Below are 16,749 nucleotides of genomic sequence, written 5' to 3'. Positions count from 1 at the left end.
CACCGCCTCCCCGGATCACCGATGCCGCCAATCGCGCCAGCAATCACTGGCACGATTGGAGCGTAAGGCAGCTCCGTACCGAGCGGTAGGGGTCGCACGCAAGGAAGTTACCGGCGGTTGCACCCCGGACCGCCGGGGCGAGCCGCGCATAGGGTGACCGGGTGGCCGCGAACGAGAACCCGAACGACCAGCCCGAGCAGCGCGAGTTCCGGATGACGGAGCTGGCCGCCGAAGCCGGGATCACCGTCCGGACGCTGCGCTTCTACCGCGAGCGCAAACTGATCCCGCCGCCCCGCCGCGAGGGCCGTATCGCCTGGTACAACGAGCACCATCTCGCCCGGCTCCGCTCGATCGCCGCCCTCCTGGAGCGCGGCCACACGCTCGGCGGCATCACCGAACTCCTCGCCGCCTTCGAGAGCGGCCGCGATGTCGGCGAACTCCTGGGCCTGGACACGGCGTTCACGACCCCCTGGTCGGACGAGACCCCGGTCCGCCTCACCCCCGAGGAACTGGCCGACCACTACAGCGGCGACGTCACCGCCGAGAACCTCGCCGCCTCGCTCGACATCGGCTATCTCGCCGTCGACGGCGACGAGTTCGTCCACACCAGCCGCCGCCTCCTGGACGCCTCCACCACCCTCGTCGCCCGCGGCATCCCGCTCGCCGCCGTCCTGGAGGCGGGCCGCGCCGTACGCACCCACGCCGACGCCGTCGCCGCCATCGCCGCGACCCTGTTCCGCACCCACCTCATCGACCCGCCCACGGGCGCGCCGCCCGCCGCCCGGGAGATCGACCACCTCTCCGGCACCCTCGAAGAGCTGCACCCCGTCTTCCAGACCGTCATCGACGCCGAGATCACCATGGCGATGGACCGCCGCGTCCGCGCGGAGCTGGAGTGCTGGATGCGGGGGGAGCGGCCGGACGGGGACGCGGAGCGGGCGGACGGCGGGGGCTGCACACAAGGCGGAGGCGGCGCCTGACCGGCACCGCCTCCACCCCTCGACCCTCGTACGGGCCCCTGCCCGCCCGGGCTCAGTCCCCGTACACCACGGTCACCGGCGCATGATCGCTCCACCGGGTGTCATAGCTCTCGGCGCGCTCCACGAACGCCTTGGTCGCGCGGCGGGCGAGGCCCGGGGTGGAGACGTGATAGTCGATGCGCCACCCTGCATCCGTATCGAACGCGCGGCCGCGGTAGGACCACCAGGAGTACGGACCGGCGGTGTCCGGGTGCAGGGCGCGGACGACGTCGACGTAGCCGCCGGAGGTCTCGGAGAGGACGTCGGTCAGCCAGGCGCGCTCCTCGGGGAGGAAGCCGGACTTCTTCCGGTTGGCCTTCCAGTTCTTCAGGTCGGCCTCCTGGTGGGCGATGTTCCAGTCGCCGCAGACCAGCACCTCCCGGCCGTCCGCCGCCGCCCGGGCACGCAGCTCGGTGAGGTACGGCAGGAACTCCTTCAGGAAGCGCTCCTTCTCGTCCTGCCGCTCGGTGCCGACCTCACCGGACGGCAGGTAGAGCGAGGCGACCGTCACACCGGGCAGATCGGCCTCGACGTAGCGGCCACTGGCGTCGAACTCCGCCGACCCGAACCCGATCCGTACCGCGTCCGGCTCCCGCCGCGTGTAGAGCGACACCCCCGCGCGCCCCTTCGCCTCGGCGGGGGCGTGCACGGTGTGCCAGCCCTCGGGCTCGCGGACCTCCGCCGGGATCTGGGCGGGCTCCGCGCGGACCTCCTGGAGGCAGAGCACCTCCGCGGCGGTCTCCGCCAGCCACGGCACAAAGCCCTTTTTGGCGGCGGCACGGATGCCGTTGACGTTCACGGTGGTCACGGTGAGCAAGGCGGGCTCCTCAGATTCGCAAGCGGCGGCGGTCCCACGCGTTCCCCGTCACGGTGAGCACCCCGGCACGATAACCGGCCCACCGGTCCCGCCCGCAAAGCCGCTCGCCCGGCCCGGCGGGCGCGCCGTACGCTTTCCGGAATGGAGACCGGTGTGGAGATACGCCCCGTCCGCTACGACCACCCCGACGCGGTGGTCCTCGACGCGCTGGTGCAGCAGGAGTACGTCCGCCGCTACGGCGAGACGGACTTCACACCGCTCGACGCCACGATGTTCGTCCCGCCGCGCGGCGCGTATCTGCTCGCCTACGACGGCGACCGCCCGGTGGCCACCGGCGGCTGGCGCACCGAGGAGGACACCGCCAAGGGGTACGCCGCCGGGGACGCCGAGATCAAGCGGATGTTCGTGATCGAGGAGGCCCGGGGGCGCGGGCTGGCCCGGCGCATCCTGGCCGCCCTGGAGGCCGACGCCCGGGCGGCGGGCCGCACCCGGATGGTCCTGGAGACCGGCACCGAACAGCCGGAGGCGCTGACCCTCTACGCGTCCTGCGGCTATCTGATGGTCCCCGAACCGGAGAAGTTCGGGGAGTTCCGGACGTACGACGACAGCCGGTGCATGCGGAAGGCACTGGTGTAGGGCCGGGGCCCCTTCCCCGCGGCATTCTCCTCGGCAGCGCGCCCCGGGCACCCGCCCGGGGCGCGCTGCCGTGTGCCCGTACCCCAAAGGCGCCGCTTCCGTGGGCCCGCACCCAGGTTCGGCCCCTTCCCTTCCCTGTTTGACAGGTCTCCGCCGACCTCTCCATACTCATTCCACTAATCAACTAGCTAAAGGGGTGAGCCGGGTGAGCGACCAGAGCCCATGGGCGATCGAGGCCGACGGCCTGGGGAAGAAGTACCGTCGCGGCTGGGCGCTGCAGGACTGCTCGTTCCGGCTCCCGGCCGGACGGATCTGCGCGCTGGTCGGGCCCAACGGCGCCGGTAAGAGCACCTTCCTGAGCACCGCGACGCGGCTGGTGCAGCCGTCCGCCGGATCGCTGCGGCTGTTCGGGGTGCCGGTCTCCGACCCCGCGGTCCTCCAGCGGATCGCCTTCCTCGCCCAGGACAAGCCGCTCTACCCGCGCTTCACCGTGGCCGAGACGCTGCGGATGGGCCGCGAGCTGAACCCCGGCTGGGACCAGGCCCTGGCCGAGCGGATCGTGAAGTCGGGCAACATCCCCTTCACCGCCAAGGTCGGCACCCTCTCCGGCGGCCAGCGCACCCGCGTCGCCTTCGCCCTGGCCTTCGGCAAGCGCCCCGACCTGCTGATGCTCGACGAGCCGATGGCCGACCTGGACCCGCTGGCCCGCCACGAGATGGCCGGACTACTGATGGCCGAGGCCGCCGAGCACGGCACGACCGTCCTGATGTCGTCCCACATGCTCTCCGAGATGGAGGACATGTGTGACTTCCTCCTCGTCCTCTCCGAGGGCCGCCTCCGGATGGGCGGCGCGACCGACGAACTCGTCCCCGCGCACTCCCTGGTGACCGGCGTCGCCGCCGGGAACGGCCTCCCGGACGAGCTGTCCCGCCACCACACCGTCGTCGAATCCCGGGTCACCGGGCGGCAGTTCACCGCGCTGGTCCGCCCCGGCGGCCCGCTCTCCGACAGCTGGGACGTGCAGGTGCCGGGCCTGGAGGAGGTCCTGCTGGCCTATCTGCGGTCGCCGCAGGCACCCACCCTGATCACCGACGAGGCCCGCTTCGACACCCCGGTCGCCGGGCGGGCGGCATGACCACCGACATCCGGGCGGAGAGCCGCCCCCGGTCCGAGGGACACACCCCCGACATGAGCGACACCGCCACCGGACGCACCTCCGGCGGACTGCTGCACGGACTGCCCTGGCTGGTCTGGCGCCGCCACCGCGCGGCCCTGACCGGCGGCATCATCGTCACCGTACTGGCCTCCGCGTTCTTCGTGTACGAGCACTTCGCCGTCGTCGACCTCGTCCAGCAGTACGGCTCGCAGCCCGGCGAGCGTGCCTCGACGAAGTTCGGCAACGACTTCGGCAGGATCTTCCGCGTCGGCGCCGGACTACTGACCTTCCTGCCCGCGATCATCGGCCTCTTCCTCGGCGCCCCGCTGATCGCCGGTGAGCAGGAGCACGGCACGATCCGGCTGGTCACCACGCAGTCCGTCAGCCGCGCCCGGTGGATCGTCACCACCCTCGCGCTGCCGCTGGGCGTCGTCACCCTCTGCACCACCGCACTGTCGCTGTCCTACTGGTGGATGTGGGTTCCGGCCCGCTCCCTGGCGTTCACCGGCGACTGGCTGAACGGCGGACCGTTCGACATCACCGGCCCGATGCTCCCGGCCAAATCGCTCTTCTTCGCGGTCTGCGGCATCGCCCTCGGCATGCTCCTCAAGCGCCTGCTCACCTCGATGGTCGCCACCGTCGTCTTCATGGCCGCGTTCAGCATCGTCTGGGACCGCGTCCCCGCGCATCTGGCGGCGCTGCGGCACGCGTTCGCCCCGCTCGAACACGAGGTGTTGATCGCGTCGGACGCCATCAACATGGACAGCTGGGTGGCCACCGCCGACGGCACGTTCTACGGCATCGGCACCTGCCTGGAATCCACCGAAGGGGCCACCGACGCGTGCCGGGCGAAGATGGGCATCACCCAGAGCGTCACCGATTACTTCGGCTTCGACCAGATGGTGGGCATGCAATGGCGGGGATCGGCCATCCTGTTCGCGCTGACCGCGCTGATCCTCGGGTTCGTCGCCTGGCGCGCCCACCGGCGGCCGCTCTGAGCGCCGACCGGCCCGTCGCCCCCGGTCACCAGCCGTGCCGCGCTTTGACAGCCGGTAGTGGTCGCACCATCATCAATCGGTCGGACCGTACGGAGTCCGGCCCCCGCGGCCTACGGTGGCAGTGGGGGCGGCCGGGCCCGCACCGGGCCGCCGGGCCGCGGCGGGCGGAAGAGTCGGAGAGGTGGTGAGCGTGGTCGAGTTCCGGATCGACCGGCGCAGTGGCGTGGCCACCTACCTCCAGATCGTCCAGCAGGTCCAGCAGGCGCTGCGGCTGGGCATCCTGGTCGAAGGGGACCGTCTGCCGACGGCGGCGCAGGTCGCGGCCACCACCAAGGTCAATCCGAACACCACGCTGAAGGCCTACCGCGAGCTGGAACGCGAGGGCCTGGTCGAGCCGCGCCCCGGCCTCGGCACCTTCGTCAGCCGCACCCTGGCCCGCCCGGAATCCGCCGCCGACACCCAACTCCGCGAGGAACTACGCGCCTGGATGACCCGCGCCCGCACCGCCGGCCTCACCCGCGAGGACACCCAGGCGGAATTCACATCGGTGTGGCAGGAGATGTACCCGGAGGGCGGGTGAGGGAGGCGGGGGCGGTGGGCCGGGGGGCCGGGAGGTCGATGGCAGCGGCCCGGGGGGCCGGGAGGTCGATGGCCCAGCGGCCCGGGAGGCTGATGGCCCAGCGGCACGGTGGCCCGGGAGGCTGATGGCCCGGGGGCCTGGAGGGGGCCGGGGGCTCGGGGGCCCGTCTGTCGCCTGCCGCTGGGCTCCGGGTCGCCGCCCGCCCGCCGGAGTTGGATCATCGCCGGGCTCGTGCCCTGTACTGCACTGCCCCCGAGAGGCTTCGTTGCTTCCGGGGGCGTTGTGGGTCTTACGGGGCGGGGCCTGGGGCCTGTGGGGGGGCCGGGCCTGTGGGGGGGGCCGGGGCTGTGGGGGGCCAGGGCTGTGGTGCTTCCGCCGGGGTGGCGGCCTGGCTTCTGCGGGGCGTTCCGCTTTCTCTCCGGGTCCCGATTCCCGCCGGGACAGCCCGGCCTCCGGGGCGTTCCGCTTCCTACCAGGGCCCGCTTCGTAGGCACCCGCCCCCCTCTCTTCTCTCCGGTTCGCTCCGATCTTCTCCGGACCTCTCCGGTCTGTCCCTCGGACATTCCCGCCTCCCGGTCGGGCGACCCCGCCCAGCCTGTCAACCAGCTGCGCCCGTCCCGTCGACCGTTCCTACTTCCCGGTCCTCTCCAGTCCTCTCCGGCGGTCGGACGGTCCCGGTCGGACGGTCCCGGTCGGACGGTCCCGGTCGGACGGTCCCGGTCGGACGGTCCCGGTCGGACGGTCCCGGTCGGACGGCCGCGCCCGGCCCGCCGACCGGCCGCGCCCGGCCCATCGCCCGTTCTCCCGCTTTCCCCGATCGACCGTCCCCACTTGACCCTCACGTCACGTCAGGGCACACCCTGTACGGGTGACGGGGGCGGCCCGCCCCGGCCCCCTACGGGTGGTCCGGGGCGCCGCCGCGAGGAGCCAGGACGGAAGGCGCCGCGATGAGCTACACGGTCGGCCAGGTCTCCCGCTTCGCGGGGATCACGGTGCGCACCCTGCACCACTACGACAAGGCCGGACTCCTCAGCCCGGGCGCCCGCAGCCCGGCCGGGTACCGCCTCTACACCGAAGCCGACCTCGCCCGGCTCCAGCGCATCCTCTTCTACCGCGAACTGGGCTTCCCCCTCGACGAGATCACCACCCTCCTCCGGGCCCCGGACGCCGACCTCCTCGACCGCCTCCGTGCCCGCCACCGGCGGCTCACCGAGGAGATGGCCCGCCTCGGCCGCCTGGTCGAGGTCGCCGAACGCGCCATGGAGGTCCAGCAGACCGGCGTACGGCTGACGCCCGACGAACGGTTCGAGGTCTTCGGCGAGGTCGCCTTCGACCTCAGCTACGCCACCGACGCCGCCCACAAATGGCACAACAGCCCAGGTCACCGCCGTGCGATGGCCCGCGCCGACACCCACACCAAGGAGGACTGGGCCCGCCTCATGGCCGAGGCCACCGCCTGGCGCACCCGCCTCCTCGCCGCCCACGACGCCGAGGAACCCCCGGACGGCCCGACGGCGATGGACCTGGCCGAGGAACACCGCGCCCACCTCAGCCGCTGGTTCACCCCCTGCCCCACCGACATGCACACCCGCATCGCCGACGACTTCCTCACCGACCCCCGCGCCTTCGCCCTCCTCATCCCCCCACCCGAACAACGCCCCGGCCTGGCCACCTACCTCCACACCGCCATCCACGCCAACGCGGTCCGGAACCCGGGAGCACCCGCAACCACAGAACCGGCCCCCTCATCGCCCTCGCCAGCAACGGCGTCCCCCAGGACAACACCCAAGCCAACCGAAACGGGACGCCCCTCACCACCGGGCACGATGCCTGCGGTTTGAGCGCGGTGAACGCGCCCGAGAAGCGCGCCTTTTCTGCCAGTCACACCGCCGCGTAATGCGGCCCTGCGTTCCCTACGGATGGGCCCGTGCCCCTGCAAGTGACCTCACGTTCCGGCGGTCGGCAATTCCCCGCCAACCCCCGCCCGCTCTTCGCTCCTATTCCCGACGGCCCTCAACTCACAGCAGCCAAAGGCAGCTCACAGCAGCCACGTTCTCCCTGACGGGCTACCGGAAATCTCCCGCACGGGGACTACGGAGCTACGGAGCGCACAGCCCCTACGGGCCTCCCCTGAATCCCTTCTGCCCAACGCCGCCTTACAAGCCGGACGGTCACCCCTACGGGCAGCCACCGCCCCACCCCCACGGGCCAGCCGCTCCACCAAACGACAGCCCAACTGACCTCCACCACGGCCCCTTCCCTTCCGGGCTATGGACTCCGGGCTTCGGGGCTCCGGACTTCGGACTTCGGGACGCCGGGCTCCGGGACGCCGGGCTCCGGGGCTCGGGGGCTCCGGGACGCCGGGCTCCGGGGCTCGGGGGCTCCGGGACGCCGGGCTCCGGGGCTCGGGGGCTCCAGACTCCGAGCTCGGGGGCTCCGGGACTCCGGAGCCCGCTCCCTCCCCTCCCTCACGAAAGGCAACGCCATAACGCCATGAAGATCCTCATCACCGCCGCCGGTTCCTACGGCGACATCGCCCCGTACACCGGTATCGGCGCCGCCCTCATCGCCGCAGGTCACGACGTGGCGATCGCCACGCACGACACCTTCGCCCCGCTCGTCCGCGCCGCCGGTCCGGAGTTCCGGCGCCTGCCCGCCGACCCACACTCCCGGCACCCCGGCGGCACCGGTCCCGGACGCGGCAGCCAACGGGCGCTACTGCGCACCGCCGCCGCATTCGTCAACGACCTGGGTACGGGCCTGGCCGACGCCGTCACCCCGGACACGGAACTGCTGCTGCTCTCTGCGACCACCGCCCCGCTCGGCCGCCACCTCTGCGAGGCCCACGGCATCCCCGCGCTCGGCCTCCCCCTCCACCCGACCGCCCCCACCAGGGAATTCGCCCCCGTGCTGTCCGGCGGCCGGAACCTGGGCCCCTGGGGCAACCGCCTCGCGGGCTACGTCGCCCCCCACATCGTCGACCGGCTGTACGCCGACGCGACCCGCGCCCTCCGCACCCGCCTCGGCCTACCACCCGCCACCCCGCGCACCGTCCGCCGCCGCTTCGAGGCGACCCGACCCCGGGTACTGCACGGCTTCAGCGAGGCCCTGCTGCCACGCCCCGCCGACTGGCGCCCCGGCCTCGACGTCGTCGGCAACTGGTGGCCCTGGCACGCCCACGACGCCCCACTCCCACCCGCCATCGAAGACTTCCTGACCAGCGGCCCGCCCCCGGTCTTCATCGGCTTCGGCAGCATGGCCGCCGACCAAGGCGAACGCCTCGGCGCCCTCGCCGTACGCGCCCTACACCGCGCCCACCTCCGCGGCATCCTCCAATCAGGCACCGCAGAACTGACCACCCCCAACACCTACCCTCACCCCACCGCCACCGATGCAGGCGCAGGCACGGTCACAGGCCCAGGCACAGAAAAAGGCGCAGCAACCGGCACGGGCGATGTCGCAGGAACGGCCACGGGCACAGAGACAAGCACGGGCAAAGCCTCAAGAACGGCCACAGGCAAGGTCTCAGCAACGGGCACAAGCACCACAGCCCCCGACCACACCACCTCCCCCGCCGCCCCGCACACCGCATCCGACGTCCTCACCATCGGAGAGGTCCCGCACGCCCTGCTTTTCCCGCGCACCGCCGCGGTGGTGCACCACGCGGGCGCCGGGACCTCGGCCGCCGCGCTCCGTGCGGGCGTCCCGAGCGTGCCTGTGCCGGTCACCGCCGACCAGCCGTTCTGGGCGGGCCGCCTGGCCACGGTGGGCGCGGCGACTCCCCCGATCCCGTTCGCCGCGCTCTCCGACGACGAAGCCGCCGACCGACTGGCCGCGGCGCTCCTCCACGCCACCACCGAGTCGGCGCTCCGCGCCCGCGCCGCCGACGCCGCCCGCCGGATGGCCGCGGAGGACGGCATCGCCGCCGTCGTCTCCGCCGTGGCCCGCCTGGCCAACTGACACCAGGCACCGAGCCGACCCGCACCGGGCCCACTCCCGACGACTCCCCGGCTACTCCCCCTTCGCCCTTCCCCCTTCCTCCGCACCAACTCGCGTCCGTGCCCCCGCGCTCCGGGCCGTCTCCGCGATGCCCTGGAGCGCCGCCAGATGCTGGTTGAGCGCCAGCTCACCGGCATCGGTGAGGCCGAGCCAGGTACGGGGCCGCTTGCCCGCGTACCCCTTGCGGATCGCGACATAACCGGCGGCCTCCAGCGCCGAGGCGGCCTTGCTGAGCACCGAGTCGGACACCTGGCAGCAGTCGCGTACGGCGGCGAACTCCGCCTCGTCACAGGCCGAGAGGAAGGCCACCACCGCCAGCCGCGTCGGGTGGTGGATCACCGCGTCCAACTGCGGAGCCCCGGACGCACCGGGCCCGGCGTCGCCGCTCATACCGCCCCCGGCTCGTCCCGCAGCCGCGCCAACTCCTGCCTGGCGGCGGCGTTGCGCCAGACGAAGGTGCCCCACACGCAGAGCCCCGCGACCACGTACACCGCGAGGCGCGAGGCGCTCCCTCCGGCCCCGAGCAGCACCGCCGCACCCCATGTCACCGCGCACGCCACCGCGGTGATCAACAGCCCGTACCGGCTGCGCCACAGGCGGGCGGACAGCGGCACACGCCTCACCACTCCCGTGCGGCGCGTGGCGATCCACCGCACCACGCGGACCGCCACCAGACCGACGAGCGTGACCACCAGCGCCAGCAGGACCGGGAACCCCTTCCGGTCCACGCTCCAACTCTGCACGGCGCCGACCCCCACCACGATCAGCGCGGCCACCGGCCCGAACCACGCGGGGAAGATCCGCGCCTGCACCGCGGCCCGCGCCCGGGCCGCCTCCACGTCCCGCAGTCCACTCGTCGCCTCCAGCGCGATGGCCTCCGACCCGCCGCCCGGTGCCCCCTCCTGCGCCACCATCACGCTCACCACCCCTCTCCCCGGCACCCGACCGGGCGCCCAACGTCGTCGTACACCCCACCCTGCCACACACTTTCCACTCTGGAAAATACTTTCCCGAGAGAGGGTCGCCCCCGCTCCTCCGCTCAATTCACCCTGGACGGCCCCGAGGTGTCGACGGCCAGCGTGACGGCGAGCCCGCCCAACACCGCACCCATCACGTACCGCTGCACCTTCAGCCAGGAAGGGCGGCGAGTGAGGAAGGCGGCTATCGCTCCGGCCGCCAGCACGATGACGAGGTTCACCGCGACGCTCACCACGATCTGGATCGCACCGAGGGCCAGCCCCTGGAGCAGCACATGCCCCTCGTCCAGATCGATGAACTGCGGTATCAGCGAGAGGTACATGACGGCGATCTTCGGGTTGAGCAGATTCGTCATCAGCCCCATGGCGAACAGCTTGCGGGGCGGGTCGGGCGGCACCTCCTGCGGCGAGAAGACCGCCGTACCGCCCGGCCTCAGGGCGTTCCACGCCAGGTAGGCGAGGTAGGCGGCGCCCGCCAGCTTCACCGCGACATACAGCTCGGGCACGGCGAGAAAGACGACCGACAGCCCCAGATTGGCGGCGAGCAGATACACCAGAAAGCCCAGCGCCACCCCGCCCAGCGAGACCACCCCGGCCCGCCGCCCCTGCGTGACGCTCCGGGAGACGAGATAGATCATGTTCGGCCCGGGCGTGAGCACCATGCCCAGCGCCACCGCCGACACCCCGAGAACTCCGCTCAACTCCACCATGAATCCTCCTCGTTCAGAAAACCCCGCCCCGCGCCGATCGGTTGCATAACCGCCCCCACAAACCGCGCCCCCCCCGTAGGAGCGCCACCAGGCAACGTCCGAAAACCCCACCCACCTCAGACCAATCCCGCCCACACAGAGCACATTGCACCGATGCGCAACCACCACTAGAACAGCTACACATGACGGCAAGACGGCCACCACTCAGGACCCTAAAATCACCCCCGCCTCGGCGCAATAAAAACATTGCACCGAGTGCAATACCCTGAACCCCTCCGGGCCGCCCTCCGCCAGCCGAGGCCACACCCACCCAGCCGACCAACCGTCGACGGAACAGCACAGCAACAGCCCGGCCACCCCACCCATCACCCATCTCATCCACCTCGCCCACCCCACCCACCGAAACGACAGGAAGAGCAGGAAGAGCACCATGCAGGACTACCGGAGCGTCGCCGACGTGGTGGCCGAGGAGATCCGGACCGGCGCGCTCCGGCCCGGCGACCGCCTCCCCCCGCAGCGCGCCTTCGCGCGGAAGCACCGCATCGCCGCCTCCACCGCGACCCGCGTCTACCAGGAACTGGCCCGGCGCGGCCTCACCGTCGGCGAGGTGGGCCGCGGCACCTTCGTCCGCGCCGAGTCCACCGCCCCGGCCCCCTCCCCCGCGCTCACCGAACCCACCGGAAGCCGCATCGACCTGGAGCTGAACTACCCCGTCGCCCCCGACCAGAGCGCCCTCCTCGCCGCCGGACTCGGCGGACTGCTGCGCCCCGACGGCCTCGCCTCCGCCCTGCGGCCGGTCGGCACTGCCGGGCTCCCCGCCGTCCAGGAATCAGCCGCCGACACCCTCACCCGCGGCGGCTGGCGCCCCGACCCGGCACGGATCCTCTTCGCCGGGAACGGCCGCCAGGCCGTCGCCGCCGCCGTCACCGCCCTGGTACCGCCCGGCGGACGGCTCGGCGTCGAGGAGCTGACCTACCCGGTCGTGAAGGCCGTCGCCGCCCGCCACGGCATCACCCTGGTACCGCTGACCATGGACGACGCCGGGCTGGTACCCGAGGCGGTCGCGGAGGCCCATGCCGCCGCCTCGCTGCACGCCGTCTACGTCCAGCCGCGGCTGCACAACCCGCTCTCCCTGACCATGCCCGAGGCCCGGGTGGCGCAGCTGGCCGCGACCCTGATCCGGCTCGATCTCCCCGCGATCGAGGACGCCGTCTGGGCCTTCCTCCGCGACGAACTCCCGCCGCTGGCCGCCCACGCGCCCGAGCACACCGTCCTGATCGACAGCCTTTCCAAACGCGCCGCCCCCGGCCTGACCCTCGGCTTCGTGGTCACACCCGCCGCACTCAGCGGCACCCTCTCCTCCGCGCTCCGCTCGGGCGGCTGGTCCCCCATGCGGTTCGCCCTGGAGGCCGCCCACCGCTGGCAGCAGGACGGCGTCCTGGCCGCGCTGGCGACCGCCAAACAACAGGAAGCGACGGAACGCCAGAAGCTCGCCGCCCGACACCTCGACGGCTTCGACCTACGGAGCGACCCCCGCTCGTACCACTGCTGGTGGCAACTGCCCCGCCCCTGGCGCGCCGAGACCTTCGTCGCCGCCGCGGCCCGCCACGGCATCGGCGTGGTCCCCGCCGCCGCCTTCACCACCGGCCACGCCCACGCCCCCAACGCCCTCCGCCTCGGCCTCGCCTCCCCACAACCGGACACCCTCACCCAGGCCCTCACCACCCTCGCCGACCTCGCCCGCACCTCCCCGGAGGGCCTCATCACCGACTGACCTCGCCATGCGCAAGTCTCCTACGAACTCCAACTGACATTCCCAACAATCAACTTGCAGCCATCAAATAGCGTCCCCTATACGGGCTCCTGGACACAAGAAGGGCGTCGTGGACGCCGAGACGGTGGCCACACGCCTCAACTCCCCGGACGATGGAACCGACTGCGTCCACCGCCAGCTCTCGAACGGCGCCCCACAATGACCGAACAGTCACGGCCCAGCCCCCTCGACACCCCGACCGACCGCCCCGTACCATCCGGCGCGAATCTGTTCACTGACCACCGCGGCACCCCTGGTACTCGGCGCCTTCACCGGCATGCCCCCGCGGGAACGACACGGAACACCGCCCACCGGCCCGACCACCGCGACCGGCACCACCACGGCCCCGCGCGCCCCTGTGGCGGAACTCGCCCCCGAACCGCCCCACACGCGCCGTGCTCGCACCGACCGCCACACCCACCCCGCCAGCCCCGGTCCAGTGGTGTACAACTGCACTGACTGGCCGACGAGTTCCAAGCCTTAGGGGGAAGGTCCGCGCTTCTGCCCGCCCCGACAGGGACAGCCTCCACGTGGTCGGAGAATGGCGCACCAGGCCAGCCACGCGCTCGTGGGCTTCTGTCTGTGGCTGGAGAAACTCCGACAAAAAGTGGCCTGCCCGCCGCGGCACGAACAAGCCCAACGGCGTGGGCTTCCACACCATGCCCGCCTCCCCCGAGCTCCGTGACAAGGCCCCGCGGTGGCGACAACTCAAAATGCGGCACAGCCTGACGCCCGACAAGACCTGCCAGGTATGAACCTTACGTCAGCGGGCGGCTACCTCCCCGCAACGCAACAGACCTCCAGCACAGACCTACTGATAGCCCCCGATTCCGCTCCAGCCCTGCAGTCGTACGGAACCGCACCACTCCGGCCCGCGCAGCCGCGAGTCCACCGCCGAACCGGTCTGCCGCGCACGAGCAAATGGCCGCCTCGCCGGGCAGTCAAGCAGATTGCCTCCGAGGCTGGACCGCACCAGCCCGCCAGCTACGCGCGGCCATGAGCGACCGGCGTACCTTTAGCAGGTCCCAGCTGCGCTCTGGCGAGCTCACAACCACGGAGTCTGCCGAAGTAGTCCAGCTCAGCACCTTGTTTGCGTCGTCCTGGGCCACCAATGCGGTCCGCACCCGCTCCCGAGGGGCGTCCACGGCCCACATCCGCGGCCGGTTGCAGATCCGTTCCTGTTGCCATGCCTCGACGGTGGTTGTACCCACTGAGCGCCAGTCTGAGGCTTGAAGGCAACCACATCGATCACCTCACGGGCACCCCGCCAGCGGTCTCCTACTCCAGCCTTCAGCCACGGAGCATTCGATCCGCTACCGCCGCACGTCAGGCTGACGGCGCGCGCACCAATGACCGACCGCCCCCGAAACCGCCTAGCAGACTGCACTCAGGATGACGCCTCAGCGCTTCCTATCCCGGTCGGGTGAATTTTGCGAGCCAAATCGCAGCAACGCTGTGCGGCAGGCCTAGAGTTAGGCGCTAGGTCATGGAGACAGGGGCGAGCCGACGCATCCATGACGTCGCGCAACCATGGGGAGGTCACATGACAGACAACACGCTGCTCAGTCGTCTCGACGCGAAGGAGAGCGGGGCCCGGTCGCGACTTGACCAATTGCGGACTGAACTCGCCCAACTCGAAGAACTATTGGCTAACTTGGCGATTACGCGACGGACAGTCAAAAAGCTGCTAATCGACGATGCGTCCGCTATAAAGCACCCTGGAGCAGGGCAACAGCATTCTGCTCAGCAGACCAAAGAGGGGCCTCCAGACACCACCGGCACCCGGGACCACGAGGACGCATCCCGACTGCACTCCGTCTCATCCGAGCAGCAGCCTGAGGAGACCGATCTGCCCAAATCGGGCCCACGCCCGCTGGGCCCCGTGAGCGCAAAGATCCGCGTGCTCGTATTGAGTGCCGACCGTCCTATGACCGCAAAAGATGTTACCCAGGCGCTCGGCCGGGATAGCGAGAAGCGCACGAATGTCGAGAGCGTTCGCGCGGCGCTGGGGAAGTTGACTGCCAACGGGCACCTCGTCAAGGTCGGCCCCGGACTGTTTTCAGGGCGCCACGAGTCGCGGAAAGGCGCCGCCTAGAAAGGCTTCGGTGAGCACAGGGATCAGAGCGAGTATCTGGCCCAGAACGTGAGTGGTGCCGCCGAGGTGGAAGCTCAGCGGCACCGGTGCACGTGATACCTGCAATGGGGCTTCAGCATGCCCTCGGAGCGTAACCCACGGATGGGTCGCTCGGGGGGGTGCTCGGCCGATTTCACCCTGCCTGCGTACAACTGGCACGAGAACGAAGGCTCAGCAATGACTCACCCCCAGCCCAGGGGCACCTGGGTAGAGTCCGACACCGAGGACGTCCTCCAGGCGACTCAAGGCGGACGCATCGGTCCAACTAGTGCCGGTGAGCAACTTCGCGCCTGTCCGACGGCTGGCTCAGCTCACCGCGATTCGCCTCAGCCTAGGTCCCTCACGGGGCACAGGACCGGTCAGCCAACGGACGATGCCCTTTACCACTCGAGCCTGGAGGTGACCGGGGCTCATCGCTGCCGTGGGGCAGTTCCCCAGATCACGAGCCAGTTCCCCCCGTGGGGGGCTACGTTCCCTCCCTCCAGCCACACGAGTACGCTCCTGACGGCCGAAGTGCGCAATCTTGACAGATCTGGCCATGCGAGTAGCAAATACTCGTGGTGCGCTCCACTGGAGACAGCCATGCATGGCGCGATCCTGGGCTATCAGCCCCCGGACGAACCGGCAGAATGGCCGCTGGTCGCCGAAGGCGTCCGACAGGTGGCTGCAGCCACCTGTAATTCGGTCCCGTATCCGGTGCCACAGGTGATGTTGGTACTGTCCGGGCTCGCAGCGTTCGCCGAGCGAGCGGGACTCAAGCGCGACCCATTGGTATGGCTGGCGTCAGAGACGATCACCCGATACCTACTGGCACACCCCTCTCTCCGGGGCGGTACCCTCCAGATGTATCGCAGCATCTTTCTGCGAGTGCGCGAGGCCCTGCTGTGGCTACAAAGCGGACAGCAAGCGGCGCCGAAGATGCAAATCGCTCGCCGGTCGGCCCCATACACACCGCCAGAGTTGGCCCGCTTCATGATGTGGGCCCGCAATCTGCCTGGAAGTGCCGCGCGTGGTGGCAGCGCATTGACCTTACTCGCATTGGGCGCTGGCTGCGGTTTTTCGCGCCGCGAGGTACTCGCGGCGCGTGGCAATCACGTCACCACACTACCGTCCGACACGGTAGTTGTTGCCGTACCCGACAGTGATCGGCTCGTGGTGTGCAGGGCCATGTGGGAGAAAGTCCTCGCCGAGCGTGCCCTCTCCGTCGGCCACAGCTACCTTTTCCTGCCACAGCGCGAAGCCACCACACCGAAGAACTGCATCGCCAACTGGGTCGAACGCACCCAGGAAGGCTCACCCTGCGTGCCCAAACTGAAGCTGTCACGGCTTCGCAGCACTTGGATCGTGGAGTTGCTACGTCAGCACGTTCCGGATGACGTGATCGCCGCTGCTGCGGGGATGAGCTCGACAGCAGGCCTCGCCCCATACCGGGCCTGGGTGTCGAAGCCCACGCAGAAACCCACTACTTGTCTGCTCCAAGACTGGTAATGAGAAGTCCTGGGACGCACCGCGCTGTCGATCCGGTATCGGCTTAACCACATCCACCTGAACCTTTCAGAATGATGAGGCCCTGGGCCACGACCTGGCGATACCGATCGGCGACATCCTGATAAAGAAGCAGCCAGTGTTCTCTACAGCCGATCCCAACTTCCCTGAGGTCGTTTGAGAGATTGCTCAACGCGGTTCCGTTTAAATTCTGCAGTCGGCTCCGCGTAGCAAGAGGGGTGTAGAGCAAGTTTACCTGTGAGCCGAATCAAGGGACCCACAAATCGACTCGCCATCGCTCCGGTAGCCATCTTCTGCCAAGCGGCTGATGCACCACTGACGCAGTGACATGCCCATCGGTACCGCAGCCGCGGTGCCGAGTCGATCATGCCTCCCCTCCCGTGCACGCACTCCTTGGTCGAAGC

Annotated in this window: 14 protein-coding genes; 10 read left to right on the top strand and 4 right to left on the bottom strand. The window is 70.5% G+C overall.

All coding sequences use genetic code 11. The features are described from left to right. Positions 1 to 212: 212 nt before the first annotated feature. Positions 213 to 980, top strand: coding sequence for a MerR family transcriptional regulator (locus IF23_RS0110085; RefSeq protein ID WP_051739471.1), 768 nt, complete (start codon positions 213 to 215; stop codon positions 978 to 980). 52 nt (positions 981 to 1,032) lie between these two features. On the opposite strand, the gene IF23_RS0110080 is transcribed toward IF23_RS0110085, so the two are convergent. After that, complete coding sequence (locus IF23_RS0110080; RefSeq protein WP_030282058.1) at positions 1,033 to 1,836, bottom strand: exodeoxyribonuclease III; 804 nt, start codon at positions 1,834 to 1,836, stop codon at positions 1,033 to 1,035. A gap of 153 nt (positions 1,837 to 1,989) precedes the next feature. Between IF23_RS0110080 and IF23_RS0110075 the strand changes: the two genes are divergently transcribed. The 6 genes from IF23_RS0110075 to IF23_RS34855 all read left to right on the top strand — a co-directional run bounded on the left by IF23_RS0110075 (position 1,990) and on the right by IF23_RS34855 (position 9,166). Continuing rightward, entirely contained in the window at positions 1,990 to 2,472 is a 483-nt protein-coding gene (locus IF23_RS0110075; protein WP_030282056.1) for a GNAT family N-acetyltransferase, read from the top strand. A 205-nt stretch (positions 2,473 to 2,677) separates the two neighbouring features. Next, positions 2,678 to 3,607, top strand: a complete 930-nt coding sequence (locus IF23_RS0110070) for an ABC transporter ATP-binding protein (protein WP_030282054.1) — start codon at positions 2,678 to 2,680, stop codon at positions 3,605 to 3,607. Further along, positions 3,604 to 4,626 (top strand): ABC transporter permease subunit, encoded by a 1,023-nt coding sequence (locus tag IF23_RS0110065; protein ID WP_051739459.1) that lies wholly within the window; start codon positions 3,604 to 3,606, stop codon positions 4,624 to 4,626. The genes IF23_RS0110070 and IF23_RS0110065 overlap by 4 nt, the downstream gene beginning before the upstream one ends. Before the next feature lie 181 nt (positions 4,627 to 4,807). After that, positions 4,808 to 5,206 carry a GntR family transcriptional regulator gene (locus tag IF23_RS0110060; protein ID WP_030282050.1) on the top strand — a complete coding sequence of 133 codons (399 nt, stop codon included), beginning with the start codon at positions 4,808 to 4,810 and terminating at the stop codon, positions 5,204 to 5,206. Positions 5,207 to 6,153: 947 nt separating this feature from the next. Further along, positions 6,154 to 7,047, top strand: a complete 894-nt coding sequence (locus IF23_RS0110050) for a MerR family transcriptional regulator (protein ID WP_051739458.1) — start codon at positions 6,154 to 6,156, stop codon at positions 7,045 to 7,047. A gap of 652 nt (positions 7,048 to 7,699) precedes the next feature. After that, positions 7,700 to 9,166 (top strand): glycosyltransferase, encoded by a 1,467-nt coding sequence (locus IF23_RS34855; RefSeq protein ID WP_030282306.1) that lies wholly within the window; start codon positions 7,700 to 7,702, stop codon positions 9,164 to 9,166. A 51-nt stretch (positions 9,167 to 9,217) separates the two neighbouring features. On the opposite strand, the gene IF23_RS0110035 is transcribed toward IF23_RS34855, so the two are convergent. The 3 genes from IF23_RS0110035 to IF23_RS0110025 all read right to left on the bottom strand — a co-directional run bounded on the left by IF23_RS0110035 (position 9,218) and on the right by IF23_RS0110025 (position 10,892). Further along, the gene (locus IF23_RS0110035) at positions 9,218 to 9,595 is read right to left on the bottom strand and encodes a winged helix-turn-helix domain-containing protein (RefSeq protein WP_051739457.1); all 378 of its coding nucleotides are present in this window, start codon (positions 9,593 to 9,595) and stop codon (positions 9,218 to 9,220) included. Further along, positions 9,592 to 10,128, bottom strand: a complete 537-nt coding sequence (locus IF23_RS35360; RefSeq protein ID WP_157847992.1) for a hypothetical protein — start codon at positions 10,126 to 10,128, stop codon at positions 9,592 to 9,594. Before IF23_RS35360 ends, IF23_RS0110035 begins: the two co-directional genes overlap by 4 nt. A 116-nt stretch (positions 10,129 to 10,244) precedes the next feature. Continuing rightward, positions 10,245 to 10,892, bottom strand: a complete 648-nt coding sequence (locus tag IF23_RS0110025; protein WP_030282044.1) for a LysE family translocator — start codon at positions 10,890 to 10,892, stop codon at positions 10,245 to 10,247. Positions 10,893 to 11,322: 430 nt separating this feature from the next. On the opposite strand from IF23_RS0110025, the gene IF23_RS0110015 reads away from it, so the two are divergent. From IF23_RS0110015 to IF23_RS33940, 3 genes are all read left to right on the top strand, one after another. Continuing rightward, the gene (locus tag IF23_RS0110015) at positions 11,323 to 12,666 is read left to right on the top strand and encodes an aminotransferase-like domain-containing protein (protein WP_030282041.1); all 1,344 of its coding nucleotides are present in this window, start codon (positions 11,323 to 11,325) and stop codon (positions 12,664 to 12,666) included. 1,582 nt (positions 12,667 to 14,248) lie between these two features. Continuing rightward, entirely contained in the window at positions 14,249 to 14,800 is a 552-nt protein-coding gene (locus tag IF23_RS33945) for a hypothetical protein (RefSeq protein ID WP_157847991.1), read from the top strand. Between the two features lie 621 nt (positions 14,801 to 15,421). Continuing rightward, positions 15,422 to 16,327: a hypothetical protein gene (locus IF23_RS33940; protein ID WP_157847990.1), complete on the top strand. Its 906-nt coding sequence runs from the start codon at positions 15,422 to 15,424 to the stop codon at positions 16,325 to 16,327. Positions 16,328 to 16,749: the final 422 nt, after the last annotated feature.

The organism is Streptomyces catenulae, assembly GCF_000718015.1.
Taxonomy (GTDB): Bacteria; Actinomycetota; Actinomycetes; order Streptomycetales; family Streptomycetaceae; genus Streptomyces; species Streptomyces catenulae.
This window is presented reverse-complemented; position numbering and strand designations above follow the sequence as displayed.

Coding starts and splice junctions, on each gene's coding strand:
- IF23_RS34855 (WP_030282306.1), top strand. CDS start 7,700: ATGAAGATCCTCATCACCGCCGCCGGTTCCTACGGCGACATCGCCCCG.
- IF23_RS0110025 (WP_030282044.1), bottom strand. CDS start 10,892: ATGGTGGAGTTGAGCGGAGTTCTCGGGGTGTCGGCGGTGGCGCTGGGC.
- IF23_RS0110035 (WP_051739457.1), bottom strand. CDS start 9,595: ATGAGCGGCGACGCCGGGCCCGGTGCGTCCGGGGCTCCGCAGTTGGAC.
- IF23_RS0110050 (WP_051739458.1), top strand. CDS start 6,154: ATGAGCTACACGGTCGGCCAGGTCTCCCGCTTCGCGGGGATCACGGTG.
- IF23_RS0110015 (WP_030282041.1), top strand. CDS start 11,323: ATGCAGGACTACCGGAGCGTCGCCGACGTGGTGGCCGAGGAGATCCGG.
- IF23_RS33940 (WP_157847990.1), top strand. CDS start 15,422: ATGCATGGCGCGATCCTGGGCTATCAGCCCCCGGACGAACCGGCAGAA.
- IF23_RS33945 (WP_157847991.1), top strand. CDS start 14,249: ATGACAGACAACACGCTGCTCAGTCGTCTCGACGCGAAGGAGAGCGGG.
- IF23_RS0110065 (WP_051739459.1), top strand. CDS start 3,604: ATGACCACCGACATCCGGGCGGAGAGCCGCCCCCGGTCCGAGGGACAC.
- IF23_RS0110085 (WP_051739471.1), top strand. CDS start 213: ATGACGGAGCTGGCCGCCGAAGCCGGGATCACCGTCCGGACGCTGCGC.